The sequence below is a fragment of the Streptomyces sp. NPDC020489 genome (genome assembly GCF_044386545.1).
GTDB lineage: Bacteria > Actinomycetota > Actinomycetes > Streptomycetales > Streptomycetaceae > Streptomyces.
Genome location: NZ_JBIRUZ010000003.1, coordinates 298,672 through 312,761, shown reverse-complemented (window position 1 = coordinate 312,761; position 14,090 = coordinate 298,672). Strand labels below are relative to the sequence as shown.

Annotated in this window: 10 protein-coding genes; all 10 read left to right on the top strand. The window is 73.9% G+C overall.

Annotated elements, in window-relative coordinates:
• Nucleotides 1–10: 10 nt before the first annotated feature.
• Nucleotides 11–208 (top strand): YxD-tail cyclophane-containing RiPP peptide, encoded by a 198-nt coding sequence (locus tag ACH41F_RS08460; protein ID WP_391233861.1) that lies wholly within the window; start codon nt 11–13, stop codon nt 206–208.
• Between the two features lie 35 nt (nt 209–243).
• Entirely contained in the window at nt 244–1,500 is a 1,257-nt protein-coding gene (locus tag ACH41F_RS08455) for an FxsB family cyclophane-forming radical SAM/SPASM peptide maturase (protein WP_391233860.1), read from the top strand.
• A gap of 89 nt (nt 1,501–1,589) precedes the next feature.
• Nucleotides 1,590–4,577, top strand: coding sequence for an FxSxx-COOH system tetratricopeptide repeat protein (gene fxsT / locus ACH41F_RS08450; RefSeq protein WP_391233859.1), 2,988 nt, complete (start codon nt 1,590–1,592; stop codon nt 4,575–4,577).
• Nucleotides 4,578–4,755: 178 nt separating this feature from the next.
• The gene (locus ACH41F_RS08445) at nt 4,756–4,926 is read left to right on the top strand and encodes a YxD-tail cyclophane-containing RiPP peptide (protein WP_391234005.1); all 171 of its coding nucleotides are present in this window, start codon (nt 4,756–4,758) and stop codon (nt 4,924–4,926) included.
• The gene (locus tag ACH41F_RS08440) at nt 4,923–6,107 is read left to right on the top strand and encodes an FxsB family cyclophane-forming radical SAM/SPASM peptide maturase (RefSeq protein ID WP_391233858.1); all 1,185 of its coding nucleotides are present in this window, start codon (nt 4,923–4,925) and stop codon (nt 6,105–6,107) included. Before ACH41F_RS08445 ends, ACH41F_RS08440 begins: the two co-directional genes overlap by 4 nt.
• A 100-nt stretch (nt 6,108–6,207) precedes the next feature.
• Complete coding sequence (locus ACH41F_RS08435; protein ID WP_391233857.1) at nt 6,208–6,573, top strand: CU044_2847 family protein; 366 nt, start codon at nt 6,208–6,210, stop codon at nt 6,571–6,573.
• Nucleotides 6,570–7,511: an AAA family ATPase gene (locus ACH41F_RS08430; protein WP_391233856.1), complete on the top strand. Its 942-nt coding sequence runs from the start codon at nt 6,570–6,572 to the stop codon at nt 7,509–7,511. Before ACH41F_RS08435 ends, ACH41F_RS08430 begins: the two co-directional genes overlap by 4 nt.
• Nucleotides 7,508–9,424, top strand: coding sequence for a magnesium chelatase (locus tag ACH41F_RS08425; RefSeq protein WP_391233855.1), 1,917 nt, complete (start codon nt 7,508–7,510; stop codon nt 9,422–9,424). The genes ACH41F_RS08430 and ACH41F_RS08425 overlap by 4 nt, the downstream gene beginning before the upstream one ends.
• Entirely contained in the window at nt 9,414–10,715 is a 1,302-nt protein-coding gene (locus ACH41F_RS08420; protein ID WP_391233854.1) for a CHAT domain-containing protein, read from the top strand. Before ACH41F_RS08425 ends, ACH41F_RS08420 begins: the two co-directional genes overlap by 11 nt.
• Nucleotides 10,712–14,050, top strand: a complete 3,339-nt coding sequence (fxsT, locus tag ACH41F_RS08415) for an FxSxx-COOH system tetratricopeptide repeat protein (protein ID WP_391233853.1) — start codon at nt 10,712–10,714, stop codon at nt 14,048–14,050. The genes ACH41F_RS08420 and fxsT (ACH41F_RS08415) overlap by 4 nt, the downstream gene beginning before the upstream one ends.
• Nucleotides 14,051–14,090 lie beyond the last annotated feature (40 nt).

Below are 14,090 nucleotides of genomic sequence, written 5' to 3'. Positions count from 1 at the left end.
TGTGGGCAGGGTGACGGAACCGACCGGGCCGGGCGGACACGTGGGGGCCCCGCTGCCCGACTACACGGGCGTCGATCTGGCCGCGCTGCGCGCCCGGGTCGACCACCCCGTGCTGGGCGCCGTCCTGGCCACGCTGCTGGCCCGTTCCTGCGACGCCGACGGCGGTCTCGTGGCGTATCACGAGGACTCCCCGGGGGTAGAACGGTAGCGGCGGCACGGGGCCGCCCACGGGGAGGCGATGCTGTGCAGACCGCTTCGGACGACAGCTTACGGATCGCCCGGGACCGCCGGTCGGCGCCGTGGCCGCACGCCGAACTGGACGTGGCGGCCCTGCGGCGCGCGGGCCACCGTCCCGTCCCCTTCCGGCAGTTCGTCCTCAAGGTGCACAGCCGCTGCAATCTGGATTGCAGCTACTGCGTCATCTACCAGGGCGAGGACGCCAGTTGGCGGGGCCGGCCGGCGCGGGTGGCGCCGGGGGTGATGCGGCAGACGGCGCTGCGGATCGCCGAACACGCGGGCACCCACGGGCTGTCCGAGGTCCGGATCGACCTGCACGGCGGTGAGCCGCTGCTCTCGGGCGCCGACACGGCCCTCGCGTACGCGGCCGCGGTGCGCAGGGCCCTGCCCGCCGGGGTCGCGCTGCGGGCCACCGTGCAGAGCAACGGCACCCTCATCACCGACCGCACCCTGGACCGGCTCGCCGACGCGGGCATCCGGGTCGGGCTGAGCCTGGACGGCGGCACCGCGCACCTGAACCGGCGCCGGGTGGACCACGCGGGGCGCCCGTCCTGGCCGGCGGCCCGGCGCGCGGCGCGGCTGCTGTCGGACCGCCCCGAGCTGTACGCGGGCATCCTGTGCGCCATCGACGTCACCAGTGACCCCGCGCAGGTGTACTCCTCGCTGGCCGAGCTGCGCCCGCCCCGCCTGGACCTGCTGCTGCCGCACGCCAACTGGTCGAGCCCGCCGCCGGGCCTGCCCGCCCGCGCCCCGGGGGCGTGGTCCGCGGTGCCCACCCCCTACGGCGACTGGCTGGCCGCCGCCTTCGACCTGTGGTGGGACGGCGCGCCCGACGGCTCGCAGCCGCGGGTGCGGCTGTTCACGGAGGTCGTGGCCCTGCTGCTCGGGGTGCCCAGCACCACCGAGTCGATCGGGCTGTCGCCGACCTGCGCGGTGGTGGTGCACACCGACGGCTCGGTGGAACAGATCGACTCCCTCAACCTCGCCTACGACCACGCGACCGCCACCGGCCTGGACGTCTTCGGGCATGCCTTCGACGAGGCGCTCGACCATCCGGGGATCGTGGCCCGCCAGCTCGGCGAGGCGGGTCTCGCGGACGAGTGCCGGGCCTGTCCGGTGGGCCGGGTGTGCGGGGGCGGCAACTACGGTCACCGCTTCTCGCGCGGTACGGGCTTTCGGCACCCGTCGGTGTTCTGCGCCGACCTGGAGCGGCTGGTCCGGCACGCGTCCGCGCGACTGAGCGCGGTGATGCCCTCGGATTGAACGACGTATCGCTTAAAGTGCACGCGAACGTACCCACAAAACCGTCAAAAAACGTCATTCCATTGATTTCGGTGTAGGGAGACGGTCGGATGACCGACAGGTCCAAGGGCGCCGAGTCCCACGAGCACTTCACCATCAGCTACGCGGGATTCAACCGGCCGTGGGCGACATGGATCGCGCATCAGCTGGAGCAGCTCGGCCACGAGACGACGCTGCTGCGCTGGGACCCTCCGCTGCGGATGCCGCTCACCGACGCGCTGCGCAGCCTGCTCAAGGCGCCCGGCCGGGTGCTGCTGGTCCTGGACGACTGGTACTTCTCGCTCGGCCCGCGCTCGGACGCCGAGTGGACCGAGGCGCTGCACGAGGTGGTGCCGGCCCATGTGGACCGGTTCTCCGCGGTCAGCGTGGCGACGAGGGCACTGCCCGCCACGGCCGCTCCGCTGCGCCCGGTCGACCTGCGCGACCTGGACTCGCGCGAGGCGCGCCGCCGTATCCTGCGCCGCCTGGACCTCGACCGGTCCGCCGAGCCCCTCGCCCCCGCTGGCGCCGCCGCGCCCCGCTTCCCCAACGACCCGCCGTCGGTGTGGAACGTGCCGCGCCGCAACGTCCGCTTCACCGGCCGGGACGCGATCCTGGAGGAGCTGCACGCGCGCTTCGAGCGCGGTGGGCGCGGCGGCGCGCGGGTGGCGCTGCGGGGCATCTCCGGTGTCGGCAAGAGCCAGATCGCCAACGAGTACTCGCACCGCTTCGGCAACGACTACGACATCGTGTGGTGGGTCGGGGCCCGCTTCCGCGCCCCCGCGCGCGAGCAGTTCGCGCAGCTCGCCCCGCGCCTTGAGCTGCCCGTCGGCCAGGAGCTGGGCGAGCGGATCCGGGCGGTCCACGAGGCGCTCAGGACCGGGACGCCGTACCGGAGGTGGCTGCTGATCCTGGACTCCGCGGACGACATGGAGCAGATCGAGGACCTGCTGCCGGAGGGCAACGGCCACGTCCTGATCACCACCCTCACCCAGGACTGGGCGGCCTCCGGGAACGTCACCGAGATCGAGGTGCTGCCCTTCCGGCGGACCGAGTCCGTCGCCTACGTCCGCAGGCGGGCCCAGCGGCTGACCGACGCGGAGGCCGACCAGCTCGCCGACGCCGTGCAGGACCTGCCGCTGCTGCTCGCGCAGACCGCGGCCTGGCTGGACGCCAACGCGATGCCCGCCAAGGACTACATCTCGATGATCCGGCGCGGCGAGGCCAGCCAGATCGGCATCCGGATCTCCTCGGACTACCCGATGGGCTTCCAGACCAGTTGGTCGATAACCCTCAACACGCTCCAGGAGAACAACCCCGAGGCCGTCGAACTGCTGCATCTGTTCGCCCTGTTCTCCCCGGACGCCATCCCGGTGCGGCTGATGCAGGCCGCGCACCCGTCCGACCTGCCGGACCATCTGGCGGCCCTCGCGGGCGACCCGATCCGCTGGCACACCGCGCTGCGCCGCCTGTCGGAGTCCACCGCGGTCCGCCTGGACTACGTGGAGTCCTCGGAGGCCGAACCGGCCGTGGACCGCGTCTCCATGCACCGCCTCTACCACAGCTTCCTGGTCAGCACCCTGACCGAGGACCGTCGCGAGGCGCTGTCCACGATCGCGTGCACCCTGCTGGCGGGCGCCGACCCGCGGCGGCCGACCGACACCCGCGAGTGGGCGCGGTACGCCGAGCTCATCCCGCACCTGGAGACGGCCGGGACGCTGGACAGTGCGGACCCGGTGGTGCGCGGGCTCGTGCTGAACTGCATCGAGTACATGCGGGTGCGCGGCGAGAACCGGGCCGCCCTCCGACTGTGCGAGCAGGCCGTCACCCGCTGGCGCACCCGGCTGGGTCCGGAGGACCGGGACATGCTGATCCTGATCCACGACCACGCCAACATGCTGCGCCGCAGCGGCCGTTACCTGGAGGCGGAAGCCGTCGGGCGGGCCGTGTTGGACCAGCTCGCGGAGACCCGCGCCGAGGACGACCCCGACCTGCTGCGCGCCAAGAACGGACTCGGCGGCACCCTGGTGTCCCTGGGGCGCTACGACGAGGCGCACGGCATGTTCGAGGAGTGCGTGCGGGCGTACACCGGGACCCTGGGCGCGGACGCCCCGCGCGCCCTTCAGGACCGCGGCAACCTCGCCGTGGTCACCAGTCTGCTGGGCCGCTACGAGGAGTCGCTGCGGCTGCACCGCGACATCCTGCTGATCCGCGAGCGGATCCTGAGCCCACGGCACCATCTCACCCTGCGCTCCGGGATGTTCTACGCCTGGATGCTGCGGCTGCTGGGCCGCTACACCGAGGCGACGAGCCGGCAGGAGCTCAACGTCCGGGCTCACCGCAACACGATGGACCGCTACACCCCCCAGACCCTGTTCGCCGAGCACAACCTGGCGCTGTGCATGAGACGCAACGGGGACCTCCTGGGCGCGGAGTCGCTGATGCGCAGCGTGGTGGAGCGGTTCGTGCAGCGGCAGGGGCCGAACCACCCCGACTCGCTGCTGGTGCAGGCCGACTTCGCCACCTTCAACCGCGAGCACGGCAACCTGGAACAGGCACGGGAGTCGGCGGCGGTCGTCGCCGAGCAGTACGCCCGGCTCGTCGGCCCGCAGCACCCTTACGCGGTGGGCACGGCGGGCAACGTGGCGCTCGCCCTGTGGGAGTACGGGGAGCGCGACGAGGCGCTGCGGATCGCGGAACGGGCGCTCGTCGACATGCGCGCTGCCGTCGGGCCCTCCCACCCCTGGGCGCTGGGCGCCGGACTCAACGCGGGCGGCGCCCGCAGTCTCGCCGGGGACGAGGAGGGGGCGGCCGAACTCACCCGCGCCGTCCTGGAGTCGGCGCGCACGGCGATGGGCGAGACCCATCCGCTGACCCTGTCGTGCAAGGCGGCACTCGCCTCCGACCTGCGGATACTGCGACGCGGCCAGGAGGCGGCCAAGCTGGAGCACGAGGCGCTCCAGCAGCTGTCCGACACGCTCGGCGCCCAGCATCCGCACACCCAGTCGATCCGCCGCCGCGAGCGGCCCTACTGGGACTTCGAGCCGCTCCCGACCTGACGCATAGGCAGACCCCAGCCGTCGCTGCCAACTTGATACCTGGCAAGGGCCCGGCGCGGGCATGTCCGCGCCGTCACGCCAGTAGGCTGGGCCGGGCCGTGTGTCAAGAGGCTGGTTCAGCCGTCCTGGAGAGGTGAACGTGCGGGGTACAGAAGGGGACAGGTCGCCCTTGCGTGGCGTGCGGGAGCCGGGCGGCACGCTGCCCGACCTCACCGATCTCGACCTGGCGGCACTGTCCCGCGAGGCATCGCATCCGGTGCTCGCGGCGGTCGCCACGGGCCTGCTGCCCCGCAAGCTGCGCGGTGGTCCCGCGGTGGCCTACTACGAGGACGGCCCGTATCAACTGTGACCGCCCGATGGCCTCTTGAGACCCTGGACGTCGCCGGCTTACGGCGGTCCGGCGTCCAGGCCGTGCCCTTCCGGCAGTTCGTGCTGAAGGTGCACGGCCGCTGCAATCTGGCCTGTACCTACTGCTACGTCTACGAGGGCGCCGACGACAGCTGGCGGGACCGTCCACGACGGGTGCCACCCCGCGTGGTGCGGCGCACCGCTGAGCGCGTCGCCGAGCACGCGGCGGCGCACGGACTGTCCTCCTTACAGGTCAATCTGCACGGCGGCGAACCCCTGTTGGCCGGCGTGGACACGCTCGTCGGGTACGTCAGCGCCGTGCGGGACGCCGTCGGCCCGGGGTGCAGGGTGGACGCCAGCGTGCAGACCAACGGCACCCTGCTCACCGAGGACCGGGTGGGGCGGCTGGCCGACGCGGGGATCGCGATCGGGGTGAGCCTGGACGGCGGCAGCCCCTGGCTGAACCGGCGCCGCGTCGACCACGCCGGGCGCTCCTCCTGGGCCGCGACGGCCGCCGGGATCGAGGCGCTGCGCCGCCGTCCGGAGGCGTACGCCGGGATCCTGACCGTGATCGACCCGGACTCCGACCCGGCCGAGGTGTACGCCTCGCTCACCGCGCTGGAACCGCCGTCCATGGACCTGCTGCTGCCGCACGCCAACTGGGCGCACCCACCGGCCGCCAGGGGCCCTCACCCTTACGCCGACTGGCTGATCGAGGTGTTCGATCTCTGGTTCGAGTCCGGCGAACAGGCGGTCCCCGTCCGGCTGTTCAGCGAGATCATCGGGCTGCTGCTCGGACTGGACGGCCAGGCCGAGGCGGTCGGGAACTCTCCGGTGGTGGCGGTGGTCGTCGACACCGACGGCGCCATCGAGCAGGTGGACTCGCTGAAGACGGCCTACCCGGGAGCCCCGGCCACGGGCTGTGACGTCTTCCACCACTCCTTCGACGACGTCCTGGACCATCCCGGCGTCGTCGCCCGGCAGTTGGGCCGCCAGGCGCTGGCCCCCGAGTGCCTGGCGTGCCCGCTGGCGGACGTGTGCGGCGGGGGCAACTACGCCCACCGCTACCGCGCCGACGAGGGCTTTCTCAACCCCTCGGTGTACTGCGCCGACCTGGACCGGCTGATCCTGCACATCGCCGACCGGGTGCGCCGCGCCGCCGACCTCGACGCGCCGGCCTGACTCGATCAACACGCTTGGGTCACGGGGCTGTTGACGTCGGCCCGGATTGGGGAAGGTAGGGGCACAGGGGATCCGGTTCGCTGGACGGGGGACGTGCTGCATGGCGATCGTGACAGGGGTGGCGTCGGACGGCCTGGACGGGCCGGTCTACGTCGAGGTGGACGGCGTACCAGCCACCGGCGGCATCAACGACGTGTACCGGGGCATCGACACCCGGGGCAATCCGGCCGAGCGGGTGATGACCGCGGCCCGCGAGGTGTACACCGACGGTCTCGACCTGGCCCGGCGGTGCGCGCGGCAGGCGGCGGACCGGCTCGGTGACCTCGGGGACGGACTCGTCCCCGACGAGGTGGAGCTCCAGCTGTCGATCAAGCTGGACGCCGAACTGGGCGCGATCCTGGTGAAGTCGACGGCGGAGGCCCAGCTCGTGGTCACCTTCCGCTGGAAGCCGGGCGGCACGTCGTGACCGGTGCGGCCGGTGACTCGCGGATCCACATCCTGCCGTACAGCTATGTGGTGGGGCAGACCGAGCTGAAGCTCGCGCTGGAACTGAACTACATCGCGCCGCGGATCGGGGGCGTCCTCGTCAGCGGGCAGCGCGGGACCGCCAAGTCCACCGTGGTCCGGGCGTTCTCGCTGCTGACCCGCGGGGAGCTGCCGGTGACCCTGCCGATCAACGCCACCGACGACCGGGTGCTGGGCGGCTGGGAACTCGACGCGCTGATGCAGGGCGTCGCCCAGACCCAGCCGGGCCTGCTGGAGGAGGCCGGCGAGAAGGGGCTGCTGTACATCGACGAGGTCAACCTGCTCGACGACCACATCGTCAACATCATCCTCGACGTCGTCTCCACCGGGGTGCTGTCGGTGCAGCGGGAGGCCATCGACGCCGTGCGCAGTGTCAGCTTCGGGCTGGTCGGCACGATGAACCCCGAGGAGGGCGGTCTGCGGCCGCAGTTGCTCGACCGCTTCGGGCTGATGGTCGCCGTCTCCGAGCTCGACCAGGAGGCCCGGCGGGCGATGGTGCTGGCGGTGCTGCGCTTCGACGACGAGGCCGGCACCGAGTCCTCCTGGCTGGCCGACGGACTCGCCGCGGACGAGGCGCTGCGCGAGCGGCTGGACGCGGCGCGGGCCGCGGTGCAGGACGTGACGCTGAGCGAGGACGTCGCCAAGCTCTGCGCCGACGTGGCCACCCAGCTGCGGGCCGTGGGTCATCGCGGCGAGGTCGTCACCGCCTGGGCCGCCCGCGCCCTGGCGGCCTTCGAGGGCGCCGCGGAGGTCGCGCCCCGGCATGTGCGCAAGGTGGTCCCGCTCTCGCTGCGCCACCGGCGCCCCGAAGCGGCCCACGGCGGACCCGTCGAATGGACCCCGGAGGAGTCCGCCCTGCTCGACGGGCTGCTGGGATGACCGCGGCCCTGGACGGGCGGGCCGGGGCCGCGCGGCAGCGCCTGTCGCAGGTGCTGGCGTGTTCCGCGCTGGGACCCGGACTCGACGGGGTGCTGCTGTTCGACCTGGAGCCGGAGATGGTGGCGCCGGTGATGGACGCCTTCGCGGGCCTGCTCGCGGTGGGCGGCGCGCGCCCGGTGCGGCGGGCGATGCTCGGCTCGGTCACCGGGGACGACGAGCTGTGGTTGCGGCCCACGCTGCGGCACGAGGGCGCCGGGATGAACTTCTCGCTCGCCCCGGGGCCGCTGGTCGACACCGACCCGGACGCCTCGACCCTGGTCGTCGTGCCCGACCTGGTCCGGCTGAGCCTGCCCGGGATGCGGGCGGCGGTCCAACTGCTGGGCGCCGACGTCGCCGCGGTGGAGCGCTCCGGCTTCCGCGCCCGCTGGCGCCCCCGGGCCCGCTGGCTGGCCGCGTGCCGCGAGTCGGAGGTGGGCCGCCTCTCCCCCCATCTGCTGGACCGCTTCCCGATCCGTTTCAACGCGGCGGGCCTGGAACCGGACCGCCTCCTGGACGCGCTGGACCGGCCTCGCGGGGACGTCCCGGACACGCCCCTGTCCGGGCCGTTCCTCGCCGAGCTTCCCGAGGGCTGGGAAGACGTTCTCGGCTCACCTCGGCGGGCGCGGTGCGCGCTGTCCGAGGAGGGCGCGGCCCGGGCCGTGGCCCTGTTCGACGCGGACCGGGGAAGCCGGCGGGCGCTCGGACTCGCGCGGCTGGCCCGGGCGTTGGCCGTGTTCGCGGGGGACGCCGACTGCGGGCCCGAGCGGGTTGACGAGGCCGCGCGGCTCATCGGGGTGGCCGCCCGGCCCCCCGTACCGCCCGGTTCCGGGCTGCCCGCCGACCGGAGTCCCGTCACCCACGAGGGCGACGGCGAGCGGCGGCCCGTACCGGAACCCGCGAAGCCCGACCCGGTGCCGGACGACGCCCTCGCGGCGCAGCCGTCGGGCGCCGCCGTCGCCGTACCCGCCGGGCCGGCCGAGGCCCTGGACACCTTCGCCGCCGACACGGGGGACGGGGTCGGCTCGCCCTTCCCGGAGGACGACGCGCGGCTGCTGAGGGAGTTCGCCCCGCTGCGGATCCCGTGGCAGCGGCGCCCGGAGCCCAGTTCGGCGCGGGGTCCGGTGATCGGCGTGCGCTCCGCGACGGCGCTGCGCGACCTCGCCTTCGTCGCCACCGCCATCGAGGCCGCCAAGCACCAGAACCTGCCTGGCCGTCGCGCCCTGCGCGGGGACGGGGAGGGCCGTCTGGTGGTGCTGCCGGGCGACTTCCGCAGTTACGCCCGGCTGCCGGTCGCGGAGCGCATGCTGGTGCTGCTGCTCGACCACACCTGCCGGCGCGGCTGGGACTGGCAGCCCGCCCTCGCCCCCTATCTCCAGTGGGCCTATACCGGCCGCGCCTCGATCTGCGTGGTCGAGGTCGGCAGCCGGGACGCGGCGCACGAGTTCAGGGCCGACCACTTCGTCGCCCGCAGCGTCCTCGACCCCCGGGTCGGCCGCGCCCTGCACCGCCCCGCCGGGCGCAGCAGCCCTCTCGCCCACGGCCTGGCGATGACCGACCAACTGCTGCGCCGGGCCTTCCAGCAGCGCTCCAACCTGGTGGAGGCCTGGCTGGTGGTGGTCTCCGACGGCCGCGGCAACGTTCCGCTGGACACCGGCACGGGCGACCGGCTGCCCGGTCCGGTGCGCCGTACCGGCATCGAGGACGCGCTGTCGGCGGCGGGCCGGATCGGCGCGATGGGGCGGATGCGGCTGCACTCCGTCGTCGTGGACGCCGCCCGCCAGCCGTACCCGGACCTGACGTTCCAGCTCGCCGACGCGCTCGGCGGGGTGACCGTGGCCGGACGCACCGCGCGGGGGGTGGCCGGTGTCCGTTGAACCGTCCGGCCCCCGCGGTCTCGGCGGGGCGATCCCCCTGGGCCCCGGCATGCCCGCCCGGCCGCCGGCGCCCGAGCCGCTGGCCGTGCCGCGCCCGGCGGCCGTCCCCGAGCACGTGGCCGAACCCCAGGAGGCCGTCCGGCTGCCCGCGGCGCCCGTCGACCCGGACGCCCGGCTGCCCGCCGGGTTCGCGAAGCTGTCGGTGCAGCGGGCGTACGGCGAGCCGGGGCAGGACGCGTTCTGGCTGACCGGGCACAGCGGTGAGCTGGAGACGCGGCTGGACTCCGAGTACACCCGGCTGCGCCCGGACGACCTGGCGCTGCACAATCTGCGGCCCGACAGCTCCATGCCGCCGAGCGAGATCCTGCTGGGGCTCGCCGAGTGGTCCGAGGGCCAGGCTCCCCTGGTCCGCTGGATCGACGGGCTGCGGGCCCGGCACGGCCCGGAGCTCCAGCTGGTGGTCTGGGACGACACCGACTACGACATCCCCTGGGAGCTGCTGCATCTGCCGGGCCGCCCGGAGCACGGCCTGGTCGCCGGGATCCTGGGCGCCCTGGTGACGGTGGTGCGCTGGACGACCGTCCGCGAGGCCGGGACCACCCCGTTCGGCACCCCGGCGTCCTGCTCGGGGCATGTCGTGGGCTACTACGCCGAGCAGATGAGCCGGGACGTCGAGGTGTTCGAGGGCTATGTGCACCGCGCGCACATCGGCACCCCCCGGACCTTCCTCACCGAACTCGCCCGCCCCGACCTCGGCGCCGGGCTGGTCTACATGGGGTGCCACGCCGAGTACGGCACCCGCGCCCACGAGGTCAAGATCGCCTCGGTCAGCTGGAGCGACCTCAACCGGCAGACCATGCCCGCGCTGCGCGGCGGCTCCACCCTGGTCTGCCTCAACGCCTGTGAGTCCGGGCGCCTGTTCGACAACCGGGGGCGGGGCGAGAGCGCGCTGCGCGGGTTCGCCGAGCTGTTCCTGCGCAAGGGCGCCGGCGGCTGCATCGCCACGTCCGGGAAGGTCGGCGACGACGTCGCCCACGAGCTGATCAGGGAGCTGGTGGGCCGGGTGTGCGCCGATCCGGAGCTGCCCGTGGCCCGCGCTTTGCGGGAGTTCCGGGCCAGTGCCGTGGCCCGATTACCCGACCCGCTGTCCTGGCTGGACGCCGACGGCAGCGAAGGCACCGAGCGGCAGCGGGAGATCCTGCTGGTGCTCCACAGCTTCATGTTCCTCTACTTCGGACACCCGCGGACCACGCTCCGGCTCAGGGTGCGCACCCAGGAGGTGAGGACATGACCGGCGACGCCTCCTCCCTGCTGGTGGAACCCCTGGTCGGCTGGCCCCGCACGGCGCAGGCCGGGCAGAGCTATCTCGTCACCGTCGACCTCAACGGGCCGACGGGCGACGAGCACTGGCCCTACGAGGAGGAGGAGTTCGACTTCGGCGTCGCGCTGGACGGCGCCCCGCACTTCGTGTGCGAGGCGCTGAGCGAACCCAGCGTCGTCCTGCACCGCTTCGGCGGCACCTACGGCCCGGCGCGTTTCGTGGTCACCGCCGACGGCACCCCCGGCCTCGGCACGCTCTGGCTGACCATCACCAACCGCTGGGGCGTGCCCGTGCGCACAGTCGAGCTGCCCAGCGAGATCGTCGCGGAGACGGTGCCCGCCGGCCCGGGGCACATCGTGGTGCCCTCCGCGAACGGCCGCCCCGCCCCCCTCCCCGGCGGCCCCCTCCCCGGCGGCCCCCGCCCCGGCCCGCTGCCCGCCCCCCGCTCCTCCGACCCCTGGTCCCCCGACCACGTGACGATCAGCTACGCCGGCAGCCACCGCGCCTGGGCCACCTGGGCCGCGCACCAGCTGCAACGGCACGGCTGCCGCACCGACCTGCTGCGCTGGGACCCACCGCCGGGCGTGCCGCTGACCCGCCTGCTGACCGATCTGCTCGGCGCGCCCGGCCGCATCCTGTTGCTCCTGGACGAGGGGTATCTGCGGCTCGGCCACCGCACGGAGGCCGAGTGGGCCGGGGCGTTGGCCGACGTGGTGCAGCCGCGCCGCGACCGGTTCGCCGCGGTCGACCTGTCCACCCTCGCGCTGCCCGCCGCGGCCGCCGTCCTCGGCCCGCCCGCGCTGCGGGACCTGGAACCGGCCGAGGCGCTGCGCCGCATGCTGGCCGCGCTCGGCCTGGAGCACACCGAGCCGGACCCCGAGGAGGACGCGCCCCTCGCGCCGCGCTTCCCGGACGCGCCGCCCGCCGTGTGGAACGTGCCGCGCCGCAACCTGCGCTTCACGGGCCGCGACCCGGTCCTCGAGGAGCTGCACGCCCTGTTCGAGAGCGGCGGTCCGGCCGGGGCGCGGGTGGCGCTGCGGGGGATCTCGGGGGTGGGCAAGAGCCAGATCGTCATCGAGTACGCGCACCGCTTCGCCAACGAGTACGACGTGGTCTGGTGGATCAGCGCCGGCTTCCGGGCCACCGCACGCCAGCAGTTCGCCGACCTCGCCGACCGGCTCCAGCTGACCGACGCGCGGGCGCTGGGCGAGCGGGTGCGCGCGGTGCGGGAGGCGCTGCGCACCGGACGGCGGCGCTGGCTGCTCATCGTGGACAGCGCCGACGACATGGAACAGGTCGACGACCTGCTGCCGGAGAGCGGCGGCCATGTCGCCATCACCACCCTCACCCGCGGCTGGGCGGCCTCCGGCGGGGTCGCGGAGATCCAGGTGGAGCGGTTCACCCGGGCGGAGAGCGTCAGTTACGCCTGCCGTCACGTGGAGCGGCTCACCGAGGACGAGGCCGACCAACTCGCGGACGCGGTGGAGGACTTCCCGCTGCTGCTCGCGCAGACCACGGCCTGGCTGGACGCCAACCGGATGCCGGCCGCCGACTACATCGCCCGGCTGCGCCGCGCCGACGCCGACGACATCGGCATCCAGACCCTGCCCGACTACCCGATCGGCTTCCAGGCCAGCTGGGCGATCACCCTCAGCTCCCTGGAGCAGGACAACCCCAAGACGACCGAACTGCTGCGCCTGTTCGCCATGTTCTCCCCCGGCTCGATCCCGGTGCGCCAGCTCCAGCAGGCCCGCGGTGACCTGCCGCCGCATCTGAACGAGCTGGCGGCCGACCCGGTGCGCTGGCAGAACGCGCTGGCCCGCCTCTCGGAGTCGACGGCCGTCCGCATGGACTACGTGCAGGGCTCCGACAGCGACCCGTACGTCGACAGCGTGGAGATGCACCGCCTCTACCACCGCTTCCTGCGCCGCACCCTCTCCCCCGCCGACCGCGACGAACTGTCCGCGGTCGCCTGCCGGGTCCTGGTCTCCGCCGACCCGCAACGCCCCTCCGACGTGCGCGCCTGGCCGACGTACGCCGGACTGCTGCCCCATCTGTATCCGTCCGGCGCGCTGGAGAGCGCCGAGGACTCGGTGCGCGAACTCGTGCTGAACTGCATCGAGTACCTGCGGCTGCGGGACGAGGAGAGCACCGGGCTCACCCTGTGCGAGCAGGTGCTGGCGCGCTGGCGGGTGCGGCTGCCGCCGACCCATCCCTCGATGCTGGTGCTGGTCCACCAGCACGCCAACATGCTGCGCCGCTGCGGCCGTTACCGGGAGGCGGAGGCCGTCGGGCGGGCCGTCGTCGAGCAGTTGGAGTACGAGCGGGAGGCCGACGACTCCGATCTGCTGCGGGCGCAGGTCGGGCTCGGCGGAACCCTGATGGCGCTCGGCCTGTTCGAGGAGGCGCACCAGCTGTGCGACCGGGTGTGGCGGGCCTACGACGCCCTGGAGGGGCCTCAGGCGCCGCACACCCAGGGTTCGCTGCACAACCTCGGCGTGGCCCTCGGACTGCTCGGCCGCTACCTGGAGGCGGCCGCCGTGCACCGTGAACTGCTGGCCCTGCGCGAGCGGTTGCTGCCCCGGCACCACCGTCTGACCCTGCTGACCGGGCTCACCTATGCCCGTTCGCTGCGGCTGCTCGGACGCCACCGGGAGGCCGCCGAGCTCCAGGACACCAACACCCGGCTGCACCGCGAGACCATCGGCGAGTACCACAGCCAGACCCTGCTGGCCCTGCACAACCAGGCGCTGTGCCTGCGCCGTTCGGGGCGCTACGAGGCCGCCGGGGAGCTGTTGCGGGGCCTGGTGGAGCGGTGCGGTCAGCTTCAGGGCGCACGGCATCCGATGACGCTGATGATCCAGGCCGACCACGCGTCCTTCCTGCGCACCCACGGCAACCCCCACGCCTGCGCCGACCTGATGCTCCAGGTCGCCGAGGACTATCGGCACCTGCTGGGCGAGGACCATCCGAACACCGTGGGCGTGCAGGGCAACCTGGGGCTGGCGCACTGGCGGCTCGGGGACCACGTGGCGGCGCGGCGGCTGGTCGAGCAGGCGCTGCGCGGGATGACGTCCGCACTGGGCGCCGACCATCCCTGGACCCTGGGCTGCGCCCTCAACGCGGCGGCCGTGCGCCACCTCTCGGGGCGCCGGGAGGAGGCCGCCGCCGTCCGCGAGGACACCCTGCGGCGGGCGCGGGCGGCCGTCGACGAGGGGCATCCGCTGCTGCTGGCCTGCGTGGCGGCGCTGTCGACGGCGGCCGACGATCCGCCGTACTGGGACTTCGAGCCGCAGCCCATCTGAACCGCCCGCACCGGGGCGGCCCCTGGCGTCCGGCGGGGCT